Source organism: Algoriphagus resistens (assembly GCF_001442615.1).
GTDB classification, from domain to species: Bacteria; Bacteroidota; Bacteroidia; order Cytophagales; family Cyclobacteriaceae; genus Algoriphagus; species Algoriphagus resistens.
This window is the reverse complement of the sequence record NZ_LMXN01000002.1, coordinates 140,223-161,615: the sequence shown is the minus strand read 5'-3', so window position 1 is coordinate 161,615 and position 21,393 is coordinate 140,223. Positions and strand designations below refer to the sequence as shown.

At 43.0% G+C, this 21,393-nt stretch carries 17 protein-coding genes and 1 pseudogene; 2 read left to right on the top strand and 16 right to left on the bottom strand.

Annotation, left to right across the window (positions count from 1 at the left end; translation table 11 throughout):
• Window positions 1-288: 288 nt before the first annotated feature.
• The 7 genes from AS141_RS04025 to AS141_RS03995 all read right to left on the bottom strand — a co-directional run bounded on the left by AS141_RS04025 (window position 289) and on the right by AS141_RS03995 (window position 4,789).
• Window positions 289-846 carry a pyridoxamine 5'-phosphate oxidase family protein gene (locus AS141_RS04025; RefSeq protein WP_057936352.1) on the bottom strand — a complete coding sequence of 186 codons (558 nt, stop codon included), beginning with the start codon at window positions 844-846 and terminating at the stop codon, window positions 289-291.
• A 192-nt stretch (window positions 847-1,038) separates the two neighbouring features.
• Window positions 1,039-1,782 (bottom strand): SDR family oxidoreductase, encoded by a 744-nt coding sequence (locus AS141_RS04020; protein ID WP_057936351.1) that lies wholly within the window; start codon window positions 1,780-1,782, stop codon window positions 1,039-1,041.
• 45 nt (window positions 1,783-1,827) lie between these two features.
• Window positions 1,828-2,217 (bottom strand): cupin domain-containing protein, encoded by a 390-nt coding sequence (locus AS141_RS04015; protein WP_057936350.1) that lies wholly within the window; start codon window positions 2,215-2,217, stop codon window positions 1,828-1,830.
• Window positions 2,214-2,612, bottom strand: coding sequence for a tautomerase family protein (locus tag AS141_RS04010; RefSeq protein WP_057936349.1), 399 nt, complete (start codon window positions 2,610-2,612; stop codon window positions 2,214-2,216). The genes AS141_RS04015 and AS141_RS04010 overlap by 4 nt, the downstream gene beginning before the upstream one ends.
• A 132-nt stretch (window positions 2,613-2,744) precedes the next feature.
• Window positions 2,745-3,806, bottom strand: a complete 1,062-nt coding sequence (locus tag AS141_RS04005; protein ID WP_057936348.1) for a branched-chain amino acid aminotransferase — start codon at window positions 3,804-3,806, stop codon at window positions 2,745-2,747.
• Entirely contained in the window at window positions 3,799-4,311 is a 513-nt protein-coding gene (locus AS141_RS04000; protein ID WP_057936347.1) for a DinB family protein, read from the bottom strand. Before AS141_RS04000 ends, AS141_RS04005 begins: the two co-directional genes overlap by 8 nt.
• A complete protein-coding gene (locus AS141_RS03995) occupies window positions 4,298-4,789 on the bottom strand; it encodes a GNAT family N-acetyltransferase (protein ID WP_157243383.1) in 492 nt (163 codons plus the stop codon). The genes AS141_RS04000 and AS141_RS03995 overlap by 14 nt, the downstream gene beginning before the upstream one ends.
• Before the next feature lie 111 nt (window positions 4,790-4,900).
• Between AS141_RS03995 and AS141_RS03990 the strand changes: the two genes are divergently transcribed.
• The gene (locus AS141_RS03990; RefSeq protein ID WP_057936345.1) at window positions 4,901-6,328 is read left to right on the top strand and encodes an aminotransferase-like domain-containing protein; all 1,428 of its coding nucleotides are present in this window, start codon (window positions 4,901-4,903) and stop codon (window positions 6,326-6,328) included.
• A gap of 276 nt (window positions 6,329-6,604) precedes the next feature.
• Here the strand turns inward: AS141_RS03990 and AS141_RS27340 are convergent.
• From AS141_RS27340 to AS141_RS03970, 5 genes and pseudogenes are all read right to left on the bottom strand, one after another.
• Window positions 6,605-6,937 (bottom strand): annotated as a pseudogene (locus AS141_RS27340) (gluconate 2-dehydrogenase subunit 3 family protein).
• A gap of 125 nt (window positions 6,938-7,062) precedes the next feature.
• The gene (locus tag AS141_RS03985) at window positions 7,063-8,403 is read right to left on the bottom strand and encodes a glycoside hydrolase family 71/99-like protein (RefSeq protein WP_057936344.1); all 1,341 of its coding nucleotides are present in this window, start codon (window positions 8,401-8,403) and stop codon (window positions 7,063-7,065) included.
• Window positions 8,404-8,408: 5 nt separating this feature from the next.
• Window positions 8,409-9,092, bottom strand: coding sequence for a DUF3823 domain-containing protein (locus AS141_RS03980; protein ID WP_057936343.1), 684 nt, complete (start codon window positions 9,090-9,092; stop codon window positions 8,409-8,411).
• A gap of 108 nt (window positions 9,093-9,200) precedes the next feature.
• The gene (locus AS141_RS03975) at window positions 9,201-11,096 is read right to left on the bottom strand and encodes a RagB/SusD family nutrient uptake outer membrane protein (protein ID WP_057936342.1); all 1,896 of its coding nucleotides are present in this window, start codon (window positions 11,094-11,096) and stop codon (window positions 9,201-9,203) included.
• A 10-nt stretch (window positions 11,097-11,106) separates the two neighbouring features.
• Window positions 11,107-14,256, bottom strand: coding sequence for a SusC/RagA family TonB-linked outer membrane protein (locus tag AS141_RS03970; protein ID WP_082632173.1), 3,150 nt, complete (start codon window positions 14,254-14,256; stop codon window positions 11,107-11,109).
• A 647-nt stretch (window positions 14,257-14,903) separates the two neighbouring features.
• Here AS141_RS03970 and AS141_RS03965 point away from each other — a divergent pair.
• A complete protein-coding gene (locus tag AS141_RS03965; protein ID WP_057936341.1) occupies window positions 14,904-17,444 on the top strand; it encodes a kelch repeat-containing protein in 2,541 nt (846 codons plus the stop codon).
• Between the two features lie 232 nt (window positions 17,445-17,676).
• On the opposite strand, the gene AS141_RS03960 is transcribed toward AS141_RS03965, so the two are convergent.
• The 4 genes from AS141_RS03960 to AS141_RS03940 form a co-directional block, all read right to left on the bottom strand.
• Window positions 17,677-18,627, bottom strand: coding sequence for a S41 family peptidase (locus tag AS141_RS03960; RefSeq protein WP_198293492.1), 951 nt, complete (start codon window positions 18,625-18,627; stop codon window positions 17,677-17,679).
• 69 nt (window positions 18,628-18,696) lie between these two features.
• Window positions 18,697-19,518 carry a hypothetical protein gene (locus AS141_RS03955; RefSeq protein ID WP_157243380.1) on the bottom strand — a complete coding sequence of 274 codons (822 nt, stop codon included), beginning with the start codon at window positions 19,516-19,518 and terminating at the stop codon, window positions 18,697-18,699.
• Between the two features lie 121 nt (window positions 19,519-19,639).
• Complete coding sequence (locus tag AS141_RS03945; RefSeq protein WP_057936337.1) at window positions 19,640-20,596, bottom strand: phosphate/phosphite/phosphonate ABC transporter substrate-binding protein; 957 nt, start codon at window positions 20,594-20,596, stop codon at window positions 19,640-19,642.
• Window positions 20,593-21,393, bottom strand: coding sequence for a hypothetical protein (locus AS141_RS03940; RefSeq protein WP_057936336.1), 801 nt, complete (start codon window positions 21,391-21,393; stop codon window positions 20,593-20,595). The genes AS141_RS03945 and AS141_RS03940 overlap by 4 nt, the downstream gene beginning before the upstream one ends.

Sequence of the window (21,393 nt, the reverse complement as noted above, 5' to 3'; positions counted from 1 at the left end):
TAAAATGTACTTTTCGAACAGGACGTATCAAAAGCAGTTCTACGGGCCCTGGACAGATATTACCGCAGCCGGCAATTGGATCTGGTCCAATTATAGCAAGAAGGATTTCATACCGTAGAATTTCAATGATTCCCAAGACGATCTGAGCCTAACATTTGGAATGTGCAATTTTGATTTCCATGCATGTCCCGCAGGCGGGCAAGAAATACGTTCATTTTTTTGTTAAGAAGAACACAGACCTCCAGATTTGTATAGTATGAAGCATATTCAGCTAAGTTCTGCTATAATTTATTGCTCCTGCGAATCCCATAGGATTTCAGTCTCAAAACCATCAATACTTTTGGTGTTCTTCTTTTCCCAATAAGTTTCAATCCCTTGAACCCCCTGTTTGGAGGACCAGGCATTCAGCGTTTCCCTTTCCTCCTTATAGTCCATAAAAGGCACCGCAAAACCACAGGATGTCTGGACCAAATCCACATGCATTTCTATGACTTGTCTAGCCCCCGTGTTTTCTGGGAACAAGGCAATGAAATCCTGGTATCTTCTATGCCGCTTGTGGTAGATCTTTGCCTTGCCATATAATCTCAGAATCATAGGTTTGCCTTCAAAGGCGCAGAACATAATGGTCATCCTGTCGTTCAGGATAACATGTGCGGCAGTTTCGTTCCCACTACCGGTCAAATTGAGCCAGGCAATAGTATTAGGATCAATCACCCGAAATGAGTCAGTACCTTTGGGCGATACATTGACCCTCCCTTCTTCGGCGGCAGTCCCCACAAAAAATATTTTTTGATCCTCTATGAATTCTTTCAGCTCCACAGTGATGGATTCCAGTTGCTTTCCCATGTGATATGTTCTTCTATAGTAAACTTTAAAATTACCTTTTAAACTACTTATAAACCGACTTGTCAGGTTCAAATCGAGGATCCTCACCGGCAATGCGATTAACCCCAGTGCTACATGGAGTGGCTAATCCATAATTGAGCTGATAAGTGTACCGGAAAAAATCCCCGTAAAACATTTTCATAATACCTCTATTCACAATCCTCCCGAAACATCGATAAAACTTCCCGTGGTAAAAGATGATTTTTCTGATAAAAGCCAGAGAATAGCTTCAGCTACTTCCTCTGTTTGCCCTCCTCTTTTAAGAGGAATCTTTTCCTTTAACCTATCCACTCTACCTGCTTCTCCACCAGCTTTGTGTATATCTGTATAAACCAACCCGGGACGGACAGTATTCACCCTGATACCTTCCGCAGCCACCTCCTTTGCCAACCCGACAGTGAACGTATCAATAGCTCCTTTGGATGCTGCATAATCCACATATTCAAAAGGAGCGCCTGTTTTAGCTGCAATTGAAGAAACATTGACGATTGCTCCCCCTGTACCCCCATATTTTAAAGACATACGGATTACTGCTTCTTTTGAACATACTATCGTTCCAATGACATTAGTTTGCATTACCCGAAGGAGACGTTCACTGTCCATCCTGTCAATACCCATTTGAGGCTCAAGTATTCCAGCATTGTTTATCAAGCCATGAATGGGGCCGCATTCCTGGTCTATCCTACTAAACATCTGAGTTATCTCATTCGGTTTGGAAATATCTGCCTGCATCACGAATGCTTTTGACCCCAGACGTTCAATTTCATGTGCTACCAACTCAGCTCCCACCTTATAGGTCAGGTAATTCACAACTACTGCATAGCCAGATTTACCGGCCAGCAAGGCAGTTGCTGCTCCGATTCCACGACTGGCCCCGGTTATTACTATTGTCTTCATTGCACACCTGGTATTACTTTCATGCCTTGTTAACTTTTCGGGTTGTCAATTCTCCTGTACAAAAAATCGGTCCTCACCGATGTGGCTCAATGGTGTAGTTGCTATTATTCTCAAATTCTGTTCAGAGATATTCTCAAATTTGTGAACTTCATTAGGATGTATGGTAAAGGAATCTCCACTGGTTACTTTTTCTTCGTACTCCCAAACTAATCGCTTTCCATCTACTTTTCCCAGGGATACAATCCCTTCCCCAAACAGGATAAAATAAGTTTCAATTCCTTTTTTATGGTAATGGGAAGGGATATGCTGATTTTTCTTCAACTCAATGGCAACTACAGACATATCCCCATCTCCTGTTAAAAGAGCGAGTCTTACACCTACATTTTTATCTAGGCCAACATTGTTCAATGCTTGGTCAATGTTCGATATTTTCATTTATCCAAGTGTTTAAATTCTTGGATTTGACCATTACCAAATGACCAATTTTCTCTTCCGTTATTCTCAAGCAGCACTATTATCACGTTATTTTTAGTAATAGAGGTTGAAGAACTTATTTGAATGGCGATTTCATTATATAGCTTCTTTTTTTGCGCTAATGTCCGTCCTTGTCCGGCAATAATTTGAACATAAACAATATCTGAACTATGTTCAATTCCTAAATATTTTTCGGGATACTTAATTTGTTCGGGTTCTAATTCTTCAATAATCTGGAAATAGTCATTTTCAGGTATGTTGAATTCCTGCATTAACGATTGATGCACAGAAAATGAAATTTTATCTTTCGTTTCTTGTGAGAGTTTCTTCGGTAAACTGATTCTTATAAATGGCATATTTTCCCGTTTTTTACTTATCAACTTGTCATTTAAGCAACAGCTAATGGCCTGAATTACCGACCAGCAAGACAGTTGTTGCCCTTATTCAACGACTGGCTCCGGTTGCTATCAATTTCCTAGTAGTAGCCACTACATGATTTCATTCCAGCCGTAACGGTCAGGGGCAAGACCTGTTCTGATATCCTGCAGTTGTTTTTTCAAGGTAAGAAAAAGGCAACCCTCTTGGACCGACGGAAAATAATCCCGCCCATTGACACCGATCTTTTCTATAGGAGAAATTACTGCCGCTGTCCCTACCCCAAAAGCTTCTATTTCCTTCCCTTCTTCAAAAGCAGAGATCAACTCCCTGTAACTGATTTTCCGCTCTTCTACAGGAACACCCAGATCCCGCGCTATAGTCAGGATGGAATCCCGCGTCACCCCATCCAAAATACTTCCAGACAAGGACGGTGTGATGAGCTTCCCATCGATAACAAACATCAGATTCATGGTACCGGACTCTTCCATGTATTCGTGATGGATTGCATCAGTCCAGATCAGCTGATCATACCCCTCTCTGTTTGCCAGCTGGGTCGGCAAAATAGCAGCAGCGTAATTACCTCCGCACTTCGCCCCTCCTGTACCTCCTTCCACTGCCCGGACAAATCCGGTCTCTATCTTCACGCGGACATTTTGATCATAGTATTTACCCATTGGCATACACACAACCATAAAACGATATTCATTCGCTCCCTTTACTCCAAGTTTTGGTTCAGATGCAAAAACAAAGGGACGGATGTATAAGGAAGCATCCAGGTCCAAAGGCACCCAGTCCTTCTCCAGCTCTACGAGCTGTCTGATTCCTTGCATAAATAGCCTCTCAGGCAGTTCCGGCATCCCCATACGGTACAAGGATCGGTTGATGCGTTGAAAATGTTTTTCCATACGGAAAATACTGACCCCACCTGCAGCCTGCCGATAAGCCTTGAACCCTTCAAAAACTGTCTGCCCATAGTGCAGACAAAGCGACAAAGGACTAAGCATAAGGTTCCCAAAAGGAACAATTTCGGCGGAATTCCAGGAATTGTCCGAAAAAACAGCCTGAAGCATGTGGTCCGTAGGATTCTTACCAAAAACAATAGGTCCGTGATTTTCCGGTCCCAATGCTGAAACCGCAGCCTTGGTTACTGGGATAAAATTTGATTCAATCATAGTTCAATAGGTTATTTATCTGGTTTAAATGGTGTAAATCATGTTCGGCAACAAACAGCATCAGATCGCAGCAGTTCATCCGTTGTTTTAACCGTGGATGCGTACTAGTCTTCTGTAAATCTATCTGCGAGAAGCCTGAAAGTAAATCCAGTGTCTTCTTCCTTTCCGATTGAAACAAGCTGCAAAGCACTTCTAGGCTCCGGCTGTTAAAATCGGCTTTGTGGGTGGCCCTGTTAGTTAAATCAGCCCCTTCCATGACAGTCCTTTCTTCCCGGATATCCTGAAACCTCAGTCTCCAGACAGGCTCCAGCACCGAGAGATGCCCCAGATGCTCCTTGACCGACCATTTCTCCTCCGGTTTGTTCTGACAGGTTTTCTCTGAAATCCCACTGATTCTTTTCTCGAATAGACTAGGTGCTTCGGCCATCCTTTCAGTCAAGGATCCAAAAGAAGCCACACTGGTATGGAATTCAAATCTGCGCTCAAACCAGTTAATCTGTTGCATAGTCTTCCTGAAAAGAATATTCCATCTTGATATTTGCGCGGGCATAAACTCCCTTTTCCACAGGCCGCTCTACAAATCCCAATGTTCTATAAAGTGCAATTGCCTTTTTTTGAAGCGTGTTAGAATAAAGCACCATTTTGCCTGCTCCCATCTGTTTTGCTTTTTGCAGGGCTGCAAGGCATAGAAGCCTGCCTGCTCCCAGTCCCCTGTACTCCTCCTTTACCGCCAGCTTAATCATTTCCATCTGACCATCGTCTAAGAGTCTCAGACCAACAGTCCCTATAATTTCCTCCCGGTAGCTGGCAAAGAGAATTGCCCCTCCGGAATCAATAACCGATTGCTGGGGATTATCCAATAGCTCCAGATCCTTTGGCTCCAATGTATAGGACTTCTGGATCCATTCTTTATTAAGGGATCCAAAATAATGGGAATGCTCCTGGGAGAATTCAGAAATCAGAATGTCGCTTTTTTTTTCCATATACTTTAATTCAATAGGTAAGCTGCCATAAAGCAAATCTGAAAAAAGAAAGGAAATGAATACAGATACAATTTTACTATTTTTGATGGGTACAGATAGAATGATATAATTATGTCCCAAGAGTTTATTTATCACAGGATAGCCCGAAGTATTGAGCACCAGATCAAAAAACAGGTATATAAAATAGGAGACAAACTTCCCTCGGTACGGGAAATCTGCAGGGAAAAAGGAGTAAGCATGAATACCGCCTTAAATGCCTACTATTACCTGGAGTCAAAAGGACTGATTGCTTCAAGGCCGCAGCGGGGGTATTTTGTGAGCTATTCCCATCAGAAATTTCCAGAACTGCCCGAAACCAGCCGTCCGATAATGGATGAAGGAGCCGATGAAACCGAAAATCTGATTGCCCGTGTCTTTTCGGTATTGGGTACAGACAGCCATGTGAATTTTTCGTTAGGAGTGCCTGATATATCCCTCTTGCCTGCTGCCAAGATCAACAAGTCCCTCACACGTGCGATGCGGGAATTACCCAATAACGGGATCATGTATGATAGTATTCAGGGAAATCAAAAATTAAGAAACCAGATCGCCAAAGGAAGCCTAAGCTGGGATGGCAAACTTAGTGAAGATGACCTGGTAACTACCCCTGGCTGTATGGGAGCGCTATCCTTAAGTCTGATGTCCATCACCAAGAAAGGGGATGTTCTGGTCACAGAAAGCCCTGTTTATTTTGGTGTCCTGCAGCTGGCCAAGAGTTTGGGATTACAGGTGTTGGAGCTCCCCACCCACCCGGAAACCGGAATTGAGATAGAGGCATTGCAACAAACCATAAACAGCACAAAAGTATCTGCATGCCTGTTGGTGAGTAATTTTAACAACCCCACAGGAAGCTGCATGCCGGATGAGCATAAGGAAGCCGTGGTAAAGCTTCTGGAATACCACCATATACCCCTGATAGAGGATGACCTCTATGGGGATGTATTTTTCGGAAATCACCGGCCAAAATCCTGCAAAAGCTTTGACCAGAGCGGAAATGTGCTCTGGTGCGGCTCGATGTCCAAAACGTTGGTTCCCGGTTATAGAGTAGGCTGGACAGCTCCGGGAAGGTTTAAGGAAAAAATCATCAGCACTAAATTATACCAATCTGTTTCGTCAACGGGCATAGTTCAGGAAGCTGTGGGCAATTTTCTGGAAACAGGCAGGTATGAAAACCATCTAAGAAAGCTCAGAAGCATTTTATATTCCAATTCTATTCTATACTTAAAGGCCATCGGCACCTATTTTCCGGAGGGCACAAAAGTCAGCAGGCCCACAGGAGGTTTCCTAATCTGGATTCAGCTGGATCCCAAAGTGGATACTGCTCATCTGTTCCAAGAAGCATTGAAACACAAAATCTCCATTGCCCCTGGCCGGATGTTTACCCTTCAAAACCAATATAAAAACTGCATACGCCTGAGCTATGGGATGCCTTGGAGCGAGCGCATAGACGAATCCCTCAAGGTATTGGGTATGTTGGCCAAACAGACCTTGTGTAGATAACGGAATTCCCCAGACCTGTTAACTCCCAAAATCACTAACCTATGGTTAAAAGCAGATACCTTGCACCTGTACTGAGGCAATTATTATATCAGGATTATGGGAGCGGACTGAGGAACGGTGGTCATTCTATGGGCAGGCATTTGTAAATGTCCATGGGGATTGATAGCCCAGCTCCATTGAGATACATGTTTCAACCAGCGCTTTCTTTAGACTGTGTTGGATTTCTACCCATAGCATGATCTAAATAAGTGGATAATACTTCCCACTAGCAGATATCTAAAACATAGCAATAGATTCCTCATGTCCTTCGATCAGGTTTCCCTCATAGTACCTATCCATCACCTCCTGCGGTACCCCATCCCAGATATTCGGCAGGTTACCTATGTAACCTATGTATTTCCAGCCGGCTTCTGTGGAGAAATATCCCAAACAGGTCATATCGCGAAGCATGTTGAACCAGCTTACGGCACCTTGATATTCCGACTTCGCCCTTTCCAGTCAGGCCACTTCCTTCACTAGCTGGAACACCTGCTCTCTAGAAAGCTCATTGAAGGGCTTGCCGAATTTCTCATCTCCCTCAAAGTCCAGCCACATCAGCCCGCACCACATCCGGGCCTGGTTGTATTTCTGGTCCTTCATCATAAACTCTATGAAATCCACCACTCACTTCTGTCGCCGTGGGGGACTCTCTCTATCCTCGTTCGTCATTGATTGGTCTAGAAACTGCTCTTTTGTTATTGTCTTACTGGCTGGGAGGAGTTAAAACCAGTACCTCCTTTTAACCATTTTCCCGCTTCACCTGTCAGGTAGAGGTAATGGTCAGATGGAAGTTCAGGCTCAATACCAATGAATTTTCCATCTCCATTTACTGGAGTACTTCCTTCATGAAGCACCTTGAAAATTGAAGTTCCTTCATCGATTTCATCAAACATGGCTATATACAGTGATTCTGCCCCGGATTTCACCGCTCCGTTGACCTGCTGCCAGAAAAAATCACCTTTCAGCCTTGGGATGGCATTGTATTCAGCTCCTTCATTCATATTCCCCCAACTAAAGCCAGGAAAAACCAAAGGCATATATTTCACTTCATTGGATTTACACCACTGTAAATCTGAAACCAGGGTCTGGGAAGAGACCGATGCATAGTTATCGGAACTGTACCTTCCGACTGCCCATGGCATCAATACATCCGCATTTTTGATCACCTCATGGAGCTGTGGGTTGTTTTCAGTATCATTGCCCATGGATCTCCACCAATAGGGAACTCCCAACATAACAGAAACCCTATTTCTAGTTCCTTTTAGCTTATTGACCAAAACTGAAACGTCATCAATGGTATACTTGCGGTTATCATTGAAACCTACTCCCCAAACAGCCAACAAAGGTTTTCCATTTTCTCTCAGATAGGTCGGATTTTCACTGTTGTCAAAGAGTTTATACCTGCTTACCAGTTCAAAAAAATCCTTTTCCACAAAGTTGCGGACTTCCTCACTTTCTGCACCACTCAGGTCATACATGATGCAAACAGCCCTTCCATATTTTTTGGCAGACGCCAAAGCATTTTCCAATACTTTGTCAAAATGTCTTTTACCGGCAGGGTTTGAATCCCTGACTTCGGCTACAAACCGCTGCAGATACACACCATCTATCCCATATTCCTGCATCCATTTGAAATGTAAATCCGTGGTCTCTGCATCATATGAGCTGAACAGCCTGGCAGTTTCGCCATTCTGGAATTTGAAATCCGTGGGATAGGTCTTTGGATATTCACTTACATCCGGCCACATGTCAATGGTGGAGCACCCGGGCTGAAAACCACATCCTGCTCTGTAATGATACCACCCCCTGTTTGATTCATCCCCTTCGGCAGCAAACCACCCCTGATAACCTGCCATCACCAACCCATCTATACCAGTGTATAACAGACCTTCTTCATCGTAGGTTATTTCAGTCGGAGGTGGGTCGGTAGGAACAGGTTTTTGAACCGGGTCTGGCTCAGGTGACTCTGAGCACCCGAAGATGCTCAGAAATACGATTGAAATCCAATAAGATAAGATCATTTTATAATAGTTCATGTTGGTTAAAGGGTGATTCGTTCAGCGGTGACATAATTATACTTTGATTCGGCAGCATTGGCAATTGCGCCAATCCTGAAGAAGAAATCATTGTATTTGCCAAAAATCGAACTGTTGTTTATCACATCAATTTCAAGAGTAAAAACTTCGTCTTCAGTCACATCTCTATTCAGGTCTTCTTCTACAGAATAAACCTGTACCGGTTGTCCTACCACAGGGTTTGGATGGGCAAACAGCCCGATTTTCCGTACGTTGGCAGCCCCAGTCTGCCCGATGCTGAAGGTCGCTGTAACTTTTCCGTTTGAATAGGAGATTTGCGGGTTGATTATCCGCAGGTAAGGCGTAACTTCAAAATCCAACGTGGTCCCCGAAGTGATTTTTACCTCCTGCTCATCTAAGGGATAAAAATTCCCTCTAACCGGCTGAACAGTATACGTATTTTCAAACAGGAGCTTATTCTCAAAAGTCCCGTCATTTTTAACTGCCAGATACTGCAAGCCTACAGGATCATATCCATGTTCTGCCAGCTGGATCACTGTACCGTTGATCAGGTCCTGTTCCACCAGCCCGCCTGTCTGAGCGTCTACAAACCTGCCTGACATACTCGCTGTCGGTGCATCATAATTGTCCAGTTCACAGGAGAACAAACCTACTGCAAACAGGATCAGGGGATATAATTGATTTTTCATAGGATTATAATTTGTCTTTTAAAGGCCTTATGGAATCTCGAAAGCATTGCGATCATCCCGGTGAGCGATGCTTGCGCCATGCTCGGTTTCATACTAATTCCCATGTTATTAATAGGATGGGTTTTGAATTAGACCGTTTCCTCCGATTCCAGGGATCGGTCTATAGTAAAATCTTGGCTGAAAGTTCTGCGCTTCCATTGCGGGGACATTTTCCCGGACGAAAATATAGGCGGGAGTTGAAGCTCTTAAGTCCAGAAGGGGAAACAGGCTATGCCTCCTTCTGTTGGTGAATTCCTCTTCATAAGTTCTCCGTCTAATAAGATCCCAATATCTTTTATTCTCAAAAGCCAGTTCGACCCTTCTTTCCCTAAGAACATTTTCAAGTGTAAGTGGAATCTCTAGGGTATGTGCCGCTCTGCGACGGATATCGTTGATCGCTTTTGCTGCCAATGCGGCATCCCCCTGTCCGCTTTCCACTACCGCCTCGGCATAATTGAGCAACACCTCAGCATAGCGTATATCCATAAAATCCGTAGTACTTTGGTTCCAGCCCGGGACTACTGCTTTATCCTCGTTTAGAAACTTTTTAAATGAAAACCCTGTGCGGGTATTGTTTCCACCATAGGTATCAAATCCAGAATATTGAGAGGTATTTTCCGCTCCATATGAATAGAACATCCTTCCGTTCACCTCAACCTGATCTTTTGTCCGGATTACCGGTGTTCCGTCTGGTTTGATAAATCCTGCCTGGATGATAATCTCCCGGTCTTTCCATTCCGCTCCCGGAGCCACAACAGTAGCATGGAACCTAGCGTCACGATTGGCGAATAAGACCGCCGGATCATTGTAGCTGATGTAGGATACCGATGGATTGAAGCCATTATAATCAGAATTCACCCCATCTGATCTCGTTTCTAAAGGAGTGATTGCTCCTGGGTTATCATAAGTCTCATATTGCTCCACAAATTCCAGTGTAGGATTCATCCTTCCCGGGTGTGGCCACCCGTTTGCCAACTGTGCAGGTCCAAACCAAATGTCATAGTTATGCCCCCTGTCATTGTCGGGGATGGCAAATCCTTTACTGAATATTGCTTCAGTCAGTGCAACATTCGGGTTTTGAAACATTCCCTGGATATTTCTTGCAGCCTCCTGTGGGCTGGAAGGGTTGGGTTGGTATAGACCAAAAGTCCCGCTTTTAATTATCTCATCAGAGGAAGCAATGGTAAGCTGATAGTAGGTATTGGCGTCAGCGGTATTCAAACCAACCAGACCTGCTGCTGCCGCGTCACCAGAAAGCGGGGCTTTCGCTGCGTACTTTGCTATAGACGCTGCATGTAGCGAAGCTCTGGATATCAAGCCAAGGGCCGCCCATTTGGTAGCTCTTCTTTCCCCACCTGGCCAAAGCTCCGGAAGAGCCTCACTGGCTTTCTGAAGGTCGTTCAATAAAAAGTCCCAGGTTTCTTTCTCTGTGGATCTTGGTACCTTAAGGGATTCTATATCCCCAGTGTAGTCCTGGGCCTCAGCTATCAAAGGGACTCCCCCGTATCGCTTGACCAGACCGAAATAGGCATAGCCACGGATAAATAAAGCTTCCCCGAGTATCTGGCTGCGGTCAGCTTCAGTCACATCGATCTCGGGGACAATCTCGATCAGCTGATTGACATCTCTGATCAATTTATAGGCAGGTTCCCACCAGGAGATATCCTCATTACGGAAGAAGTCACCAAATTCAGAATGAACTGCCTCGTCGGTCAGCATCGCTACGACAAACCCGCCATTGTTGGGATCACCTCCATTGATATTGAAACCGTTTCGGAAATAGGCGAAATCCTCTACGGGCAGCTGGGAGTATAGATTGGCCATGTATAGCCTTACCCCTTCCGGGTCTGAAAACAGTTGTTCACCCTGAATCCTATCCAGCGGCTGCTTATCCAGCACATCCGAACAAGACAGCTGTATGAGTAAGGCAATCAATATCACTATATAATTGTGTATTTTTTTCATATCTGGTAGTTTAGAAGTTTGCACTGATGCCAAAGTTGAAACTGCGCTGCAAAGGGTATGTAAAGCCAGCATTGAACAGGCCTTCCAGTTTCTCCGGATCGAAAGCCTTGACGAATGGATCAGTGATCGTGAAAATATTATGGGCGTTTCCAAATACACGAAGGCTGGAAAGTCCAACATGTTGGAGAGCTGACGCATTAACTGTATAGCCTATCTCAGCACTCTTAAACCGGACATAGGATGCATCCCTTCTCCACATTTCACTTTCCGCATAGATCATCCCTACATTCTCAATAAGCCTGGATGCCGGCCAGGTGCCAGGTATCCATTCGCTGTCAAGATTACTTGGATCTGCCTTGCGCCATCTATCAAAGAAATAAGCCGGGGTATTTGAACCTTTAAAGGCAAGGATTTCTGCATAAACCTCATTGAACCTAACTGAATATTTGGCCGCCCCCTGAAACAGGAAGTTAAAATCAAAACCTTTGTAGGCACCGTTTAAAGTAAGGCCAAAAAACATCTTTGGGGTGCCGTTCCAGAATGTTGGAAGCATATCGTTGCCGTCAATGATACCATCCCCGTTCACGTCCTGATATTTGAAATCCCCGGGAAGCTCCCGGATATTTCCCAATGAGCCATTTTGGATTGGAGAGTTGATTATCTCTTCCTCATTTGCAAATTGTCCCAGGTATTGGAATCCCCAGACAGCATCGTTGTTACGGTCTATGTTACCGTTTCTCCATCGGTCCATGCTATTGAGAAATTCGCCTCTTTCCACATACAGGTTCTTAGTCCTAGCATAATTGAAATTACCGCTGATTCCATACCTGAAGCCGTTGACCTCATTCCTGTATGCAATCATCATATCCAAACCCCGGACCTGGTCGCTGTTCAGGTTTTCCTGCGGTAGGGCACCTCCAAATGTATTGGGAAGCGATTGGTTTCTATAGGCAAGTAATCCCTTCCGGTTTCGCTGATATACATCGAATTCCATCGCAAACCTGCCATCCCACAAACCAAGGTTAAATCCCAGGTCAAGAATTTCAGAAGTAAACCACGTAAGGTTCTGATTGACAATAGCCGGGGAACCTGCCCCTACAGTATACTGCCCGTCAATGAATTCATAACCCCCGCCTCCAGTAGTGGTGTAGCCACTCACAAACTGAAACGGGTTTCCGGCATCTTCCCCTACTATTCCAAATGATCCACGTAGTTTCAAATCAGAAAGCCAGTGGGCAGTACCACTCATAAAGCCTTCGTCAGAAATTCTCCAGCCTAAGGAACCGACCGGGAAAAATCCCCACCTGGAATCAGGATGATAGCGATATGAACCATCTTCACGGAATGAAAACTCAGCTAGATACTTGTCCTTGTAGTCATAGTTGAGCCTTCCCACAAAGGATACCCGTGCTGTCTGGTCTTCCAATCCTCCGGCCTGCTGGTTATTCAAACCTGCAAAATTGATCTGGTCAGTCGTATAAAAATCATAATAACGAAGCGCAGACACCCACCTGGACCAGGTCTGCTGCTGTTCAAAAACGACTACACCTCCTATCCTATGATCCTCATTGATTTTTGTATTGTATGCAGCCTGTGCCTGAAGGGTCACGCGGTTAAAATCGGAACTGTAATTTGAGATGTTGGCATTTCCATCTCTCTGCTTCTGAACTACATAGTCATCAGCTTCTGATTCGTAATTGTAGAGATTATAGCTTTTGAATAAATTTTTGTTGAGATAAGAGGTGAAATCATAGGCTACCAATCCCTTCATAGTCAAACCTTCCAAAAAAGGCGCCTTATAATTCAATGCCACAGAAGACTGGATGTTCTTATCTGTTGTCTCATTATAGCCGGTCAAACCACGGTCGGCCAATGCAACGGGATTTTGTCCCGATCCTACGGCCGATGGAAACTTTGGATTGTCGTTGGCAAATGGTCTTTCTATAGGTAAGGTAGTACGGGTTCCTTTGAAAATATTGAAGAAGTTTTCCCCGGGATCTGATCGCTTGTCTATTTTACCTGCGATAAAAACCTGTGCTTCCAATGAATTGGTAAGCTTTGCAGTAATATTTGATCTAAGGGTATAGCGTTTGTATTTTATATCGTTGGTTTTCAGCAAACCCTGCTCATTGAAGTATCCACCACTGATAAAATAGCTTACCTGATCATTACCTCCGCTGGCACTGAGGTTCTGCTGATATTGCCATGCTTTATCCTTCAGGGTCTCATTATACCAATTAGTAGATTCATAGCCTGGAGCTGAGTTTATGTAATTATTGAGGATTTCCTCAGAGTAAAAAGGAGCTCCAGTCCCAAAAAGGGCTGCATCATTCCGCATCTGGGCCCATTGGGAAGCAGATGCCATCAGAGGAACCCCAGTCGGCGTCTGAAACCCTACTGTTCCGCTATAATTGAATTTTGCCGCTCCCTTAGTCCCTTTTTTTGTGGTAACGATAATTACACCATTCGCAGCCCGGACACCGTAAATGGCGGCTGAGGCATCTTTAAGCACCGAAATACTTTCAATATCATCTGGATTCAAACGCTGGAATTCACTCCCTCCGTCCCTGGGGATCCCGTCAATCACATAAAGTGGAGCTCCACCGAACCCCCGGATATTGATGGAAGTATTAAATTCCCCCGGCTGGCCGGAATTTTGACGGATTTGCAAACCCGGCACTTTTCCCTGCAGCTTTTGGGCAAGACTGGAGCTGGTGGTCGTCTGTATTTCTTCAGAACCAATCTGGCTGATCGCACCGGTAAGTGATTCTTTCTTCTGGGTGCCATAGCCAATGACCACTACTTCCTCTAGTCCGGCGATGTCCTCTTCGATGGTGATGGAAAGACGACTCTGATTTCCTACTTCAATCGATTGGGTTTTGTACCCTATAAAACTAAAGTCAAGTATGGCCCCTTGATTGGGTACCAGTAGTTTAAAACTCCCGTCAATCGCTGTCACTGTTCCGGTTGTGGTTCCTCTCAACAGGACTGTGACTCCTGGCAAAGGGTCGTTGTTGCTATCGGCCACCGTTCCGGTAATCTCCTTTTTTATGTCCTCCCCAGTTTGGGCCCAGACAGGAAGTCCTACCAGTAAACTGAAGAGCAGCAGAAAGGAGAATTTCAGTCGGCTCTCCAAAATTTTAGGGTTATTGTTTATCATAGCAAGAGGGTTATTGGGTTAATAAAGAACTTATAAAATGAAACTGGGGTAGCTTGCAAAGGCTGCGGCCTTTTGGAGGTAATACATTTTTCATAGGCATTTATCGGTAGGGTTTATAGCTAGAACAATACCTCCATCCAGAATTCCGGGATGGGAAATACTCGGTATTAAATCAGCGAGGGATTCTTGGCTATTGAATCAAAAAGGAAGAAAGACTGCTACTTTGCCCATGGATGGAAAAAGTACCAAGAATAGAAAAAATGGACGGCTGGTTGCCAGGTAACTTGAGATGGTATAGCGTTTTTCATTTTGGGTGTTGTTTTATGAATTGAAATAAATACACCGTAAATGAATGTCCAGGCAATTAAAATGCGCTTAATATTCACTTAATGCCCTACTTTTTTGTAGGTAAAAATTAAAAAAAGTTGCAAATCCATTGAAAATTCAAAACTTCAAATCAGAATTGAAGGATGCGTTTGAAAAGATTTCGCATATGTGATAATTGATTAATTTTAACTATAAACCCATTCGAGGCAATTTGTGTAGCGTTGATGGTATCCAAGGCAGTAGATTTAACCCAAGTCTAACGGCGGTGGTGCATACCAATTGCTGGAAATCGAAAAAAATACCTTAGTAAATCTAATTCTGTGGAAGCCCGCAAACTAACTATTCTACTTTCTTTTTTAACATTTTTGGCATCCAATGTATGTATTGCCCAATCCACGCTAAATTCAGGCCTCTACTTTTATTCACACGAAGTAATTCAGGATAAAAGAACCTCCCTCAATCTGACTCCTGATTCGCCTTTAAGGGTAAATGGAGAGCTCAATTTTCAATTTGATGTGCAGTTTAGGGATGGAGATGGTTTTTACGGGTACATCTTTAAAATGCTGGCAAATGATAATATACCAATAGATCTGGTGTCGAACCTGGCTTCAGAAACGGAGAATTTTTGGCTGGTGGTGGGAAATAAGGTGGTAGCTAGCTTTTATTGGGAAGATCTGGGGGGCGAAGTATATAACAAATGGGTAAAGATCAATCTAGCCTATCAACCGGAAAACAATACGATAACCCTTAGTATCAACGATATCCAACATACCACAGCCCCGCTTGACATTGATACAATCAAATCACTGCGGATAGTATTTGGTGCAAGCACGGTATCCAAAATGCTCAATACTGATGTCTGTCCCATGACCCTGAAGGACGTGAAAATCGAAGTCGGTAAAAAAATGATCAGGCATTGGGAACTCAAAAAGCACGGAGAGAACAAGGTTGCCGATCTGGTCCATCAGGACATCGCTACTTTATCCTATCCCAAATGGGAAATCGACGAGCATCTTAAATGGAAGAAATCCGGTGAATACATACTTCCTAATACCTTAGGAATTACAGGCACTCCGAATTCAGATTCAATTTTTATTCTAGGGCAATCAAGCCTGCTCCTCTATACTCCTGAGGATTCGAAGATCAAAGAGCTGACTTATACCTCAGGAAACCCTTATCCTTGCCTTGAAAATAATTTCGTTTATGACCCTATTTCAAAGGAAATAATCTCCTATTCATTTGACACGGCGGTTGTGAACCGTTTTGATTTACAGGATCTTTCTTGGCAATACGCTCCGGACACCTGCCCAGAACCCGATCTTTGGCACCATTCCAATCTCTTTCTCCCCAAAGAAAGTGAAATTGTGGCATTCAGCGGCTATGGGCATTATAGCTACAAGTCCCATCTAAACAGGCTAAAAATAGGTACAGAAAGTTGGGACTCCATCAATTTTTCCGAATCCATCCCACCCCGTTACCTGACTGCAACGGGTAGGCTCGATGAAAACAACCTGTTGGTTTTTGGAGGGTATGGAAGTCAAAGTGGCAAGCAGGGAATCAATTCCCAGCATTATTATGATCTTTATTCCCTGAACCTGCAGGACAACAGCGTTACCAAACTAAAGGAGATGAAATCTGATTTACACCCCTTTACGCCAATCGCCGACCTTATCAGCCTGGACATCGGAAAATCCTTTGTTACACTAGTATACAACAACGTGAATTTCAATACATACCTGAAAATTGCAGAGTTTGGCATCAGCGAGAACTACCAAAAGATTTATCAGGATTCTATCCCATATAATTTTCTGGATACCCGTAGCTGGGCGAGCATGTATTATCAGACTGGTAAAGCCAAACTGATTGCAGTCACAAGGGTAGATTCGCTGATCCAGTTTTACCAGATTGCCTATCCGCCACTGACCCTGGATGAAGCCATACAGCGTGAATTCAAAAGAAAAAACAACTTGCTGATAATTGGTTTAACTGTTTCGATTATTGGCCTGGCTATTCTCATGCTGCTAATTGGAACTAAAAACAGAAAGAGTCCAGCTTCAGACGATCAGGTACCGGCCCAAGCTGAAAAGGTGCAGGCAATGGAAGAGAATACGTTGACAGAAATCCCTGCAAAGTTGCCTGCGGTTTATCTAATGGGAGGATTCCAGATATTCAATAGCCAGGGTGAAAACCAGACCGGCCAATTCACACCGACTTTAAAAGCCTTGTTTCTGCTGATTTATCTGGCAACTATATTCGACAAAAAAGGGATTTCCTCTGATAAACTCACAGAACTACTCTGGAGCGACAAATCCACCACAAAAGCCCGGAACAACAGAAATGTAAACCTGAGCAAAATAAGATTGGTACTCGAAAAGGTCTCCCCTTCCATCCAGTTGACCCATACTAATTCCTATTGGAAAATAGAGCACAGCAAGGAGTTCTTTTCTGATCTACAGTTTTGCATTACCCAAATTGAAAAACTTAAGCATAAAGACAGCTTATCCATCCAAGAAATAAAAGAGTTACTAAGCTATACGGCCAACGGTGTGATTTGTCCATCTATACAGACCGACTGGATGGATCCTTATAAGAATAATTTTTCCTCAAAAGTTTTAGAATCTATGTCCATCCTTTTTGACCAACTCGAGGATGAAACCCTGCTTTCTGAAGTTGCTGACACTGTCTTAAAATTTGATCCTCTAAACGAAGAGGCTTTGAAGGTAAAATGTGCAACCTTATTTAAAATGGGCAAAAAATCACTGGCCCTTTCAGCCTATAAAAATTTCTGCAAGGATTACCATCTACTGCTAGATCAAGCATATGAAGTTGATTTTCAGGATTTGGTAGATATCCCTGACTGATCCGACTTGCATAGTTTCGGGTATATAAGATGTTCTGGATAAATGATAAGTTCATTCAGCTCAATGTGGTACGCATTGTTTCTGAAATCTGTTGAAAAATCCCAGCAGGTTCTCAGGTAAAATCGCTAAGAGCTGTAGGTATTGATTCCAAAGGCCTACAGGTTATTGTCCATTAGGCTAAGGAGTTGAATTGTTTAGTAGCAGCCGATGATAATTCATAACATGTTGCGTACTACCTTAAGATTTCTACAGCCCTTTCTAACGTATCATCTATCCCCATGTTTATACCCGATTGCTTATTTTTAATATATATATCAGGTGCCAAACCAACACCCTCATAGGATTTATTATCACTGAGTTTAACTTTCTGAGGTACCAATGAATAAAACCATCCATTGGCCAATTCTCTCCCTATCATAGTTCCATGTGCTCCGTTAGTTGTATCCCCTAAGATTTGTACGTTTGGTAAGCTCCTTAAAACCATCACGGTCCGTTCACCTGCACTAAGGGTATAACGGTCTGTTAGCACCACTATAGGTTTGTTTACATAGTTGTCCTTAGGATAAATATACCATTCATACCATGCATCATAATCTTGCTCCCCCTTGCCATTCTTGGTTTTGCTCTTAAAAACAAGCCGTTTCTGATCTGTCAGTCTACCCATTTCGGAAAGGCAATAGGTAAAATCACCTCCTTGATTATGACGCAAGTCAATGATATATCCCAAAACATCTGGGTAATCATTTAGAAAATCGCTTAACTTAAAAAAATTCTGCCCTACATGGTCAAAATAAATATAAGCGAGGTTTTCATTTTTTATTTTTCCATAAATGAAACTGTTCTCCGCACCTTCTTTATATCCATGTTCAAGGTAACTTTTTAAAACACTTACGTTAAACAACCCATTATCAACCAGATCCCTTTTTATTTTATTGGAATAAAAGATATCCCTATTCGGTGCTGTCAGACTGACGTGCCCATCATTTAATATTTCCAACATTGCTGAGAGAATCTTAAAAAGTTCTCCATCCGTAGTATTGCTATTCACCTTGGGGCGATACTTGCGATATACTTCTTGCCAATTTACATTTCTCTCTTCAAATGGCGCATATTCCTCATTGAAGGTCGTCCATAAATTTTCAAAAATCGATTCCGGGTCATTGGCGGGTGGCTCAGTAAACATACTATCACATCCTGTTAATAAACCAACTAGTAATGTGCCGAAAATTATTCTTTTTGCTGGTTGCATCATTTAAAAACTAAATTCTCCTGAAAGTTGTATGGAATTTCGAAAGGAAAGTATATCTCTGGAAAGATAGGAATGGATGAATTCAACAGTGTAACCCACCCCAAAAGCCAACTTATCATTGTAATTATATCTATGCCTAAGTCCTAAATCAAAAGTTTGCAGCTTATCCCATGTTACCAATTTGCCATCGCCCAAATAAGACATAAAGGTTTTGATGCCTGAGTGCGAACCAATATTTTCTATAAACTCATCGTCATTAACCAAATAAGGAGAGCGTGATAGCCAAGCTATCAATGGTAAATGGAGTGATACATCCAATTGGTTTCTTTTACTGATTAAGAACTCTTTTTGAGCAAATACTCCGAAACCAAGTGTGGAAAAATACCCAAAATTGCCAAATCTCCCATAAACATAGTTCATAGCCTGTATATTCGCTGAAAAGATGCCTCCGACTATTAGTGTTGACCTTTGGGCTTTCTTCACTTTTTTCCCAACCAGATAATCAAAATCAAACAAGTTAAAACTATGAGGATAAGCTTTTTGAGTTTCACCGTGATCGCTGAACTCATATGGTTTTAAAACCATCGGGTTAAAATTTGAATAGTTTAAAGTTATCTGTTGGTACGATGATGCTCTCCTTGTGTAATTCAAACCAAAATTGCCCAATGTAAAGTCCTTATGCTGAAAAGGCGAAAAGATTAAATCCTGTCGGACTAAGTAGCTGGCACCGACATTGAAACCCAGACTGTTTTTTCGAGGCTTATCCTGTGCATGACCGTTTATCATATTTATAAAAACAAGCGTCAAAACAAGTATTTTATTCATAGCTGTCAATCCTTACTTTTGGAGTTTAATTCAATTAAAAGCCATTATCCCGCTAAAGCTGGAGGCGATACCCAACAAAAAATCCCTATGGCTTTAAGAGTTTTGGTTTATCAGATATTTTTTAAGGGACAAATGTTTTAAGAATAGCGCTAAGACTGGAAATATCACCAAATTGATCCATGAGCGTTGGTCGATAGTCATCTGGGACAGGGATGAATCTTGTTGTATTTTTAACTTCCGACCACCCATCCTTAAGTTCACCAAAGGCTTCTTTATGGCTTTTATGAAGATTGATGAGTACCGAGGTTATTATTTCTTTTCTGGCCATTGACATTCTCTTATTCACCAAAACAGGCCCTAAGGGTATCTCAGGAGACTTCCAAATCAGTCTGACCGGGGGATTCGACCTTATCTTAATATAATCGGTGTAAGCCACGCTTCCTACGGCTCCCAATGAAGCATCTCCCCTGGCCACTTTTTCTATAGTAGCTTGATGGTTACCACCATATGCTAAGGATTGAAATTGCAGTTCGGGTGAATTGATCCCCAACATAGATAGCGATATCCGTGGTACCAGGTTTCCAGATGTAGAACCCTCGCTTACCAGAAGCAGTGAGAGTTTAGCAGCATGCACTGTAACATCCGCAAGACTTCTTACCTCCCCACCTTCTGGCGCAATGAATATACATCTGTAATTTTCTCCAATGCCCGTAGGTACACTCCAGATTACCAGCGGTTCCATCTCAGAACTCGCATCATCTTCTGATAATAACAGAAAACCCAACGTATTAATAAAAGCAAGGTCTATTTCCCCAAGCTGAATTGCATCTATCAATCCACTGACACTCGGGTAACTAACAACCCGTGCAGAATCTTCCAATGAAACGGCAAGTATATCTGCAACCGGACGAATATTGTCCATGCGATTGTTATCAGCATACTGATAGGTGCCGACTTTAAGTTGACCAAAAACAAAATTTATTGTTTGGAGAGATAATACAAAGGCAGAAAAACCCCATTTTGAAAGAAAAGAAACACTTAAGTAAGAAGACATAGTGGGAAAAAAAGGGCTATTCATGATTTATAAGGCTTCAGCGCGTCCAACAAATCCAGGTAGTCCTTCCGAATAAGTCCCTGGCCATCTGTAATATTCCAAAGAGCCTCTTGGATTAAGGTATAAATGATCCGCCATTCAGGTGTTTCATAATCTTCATCAAACATTTCCTGTGGGTTGTAATGTTGCGAAATGGATAACTTTGGATAACTCTTCAAAAGATCCAGCAACTTTTTAATGTTTTGGTCAGTTATGATTACGCTGGGCTCGTACATACCCTTGCCAATGGGATAGTCCTTCGTATCCCATTGCTGGTTTTCTTCCCAAGGGAAGGCCATAGAGTAATTGAGACACCCCAGTCCAAGATACACCGTAGTGGTATCTGCCGGTATATTGTCACCGGTATGGGTCGGGGGTACTTTGACTCGGACAGTGGAAGTCAACAACCCATTTTGTGTCCGTCCTTCGTGCTTGAACAGGCAGACCAGACCACCTGGCAGTTCAACTGAAATAGTATCTTTTAGTCTATTTACAAAACTGATGTCGGCATAGAAGGTGTTCAAACTTCCATAGAGCAAACCAAGATCAGGGTCAAATGGCTTATTCGGTCGATCCACCAGCTTAATACCTTCAGGTAATTGCCATAAAGTCCCTTCTGGAAGACCTTCGGTGTTCCCAATACCTGGGTGATCTTTTGAGGAAGGTATTATTATGTCCCAATCATTACCTTCAGTCAGTGGGTCCGGTAATTGGGAAACTCCAACTTCCTCACATGACGTTAACAAGAAACCCAAGAGTGCATATACAATTAAGTTCTTCAT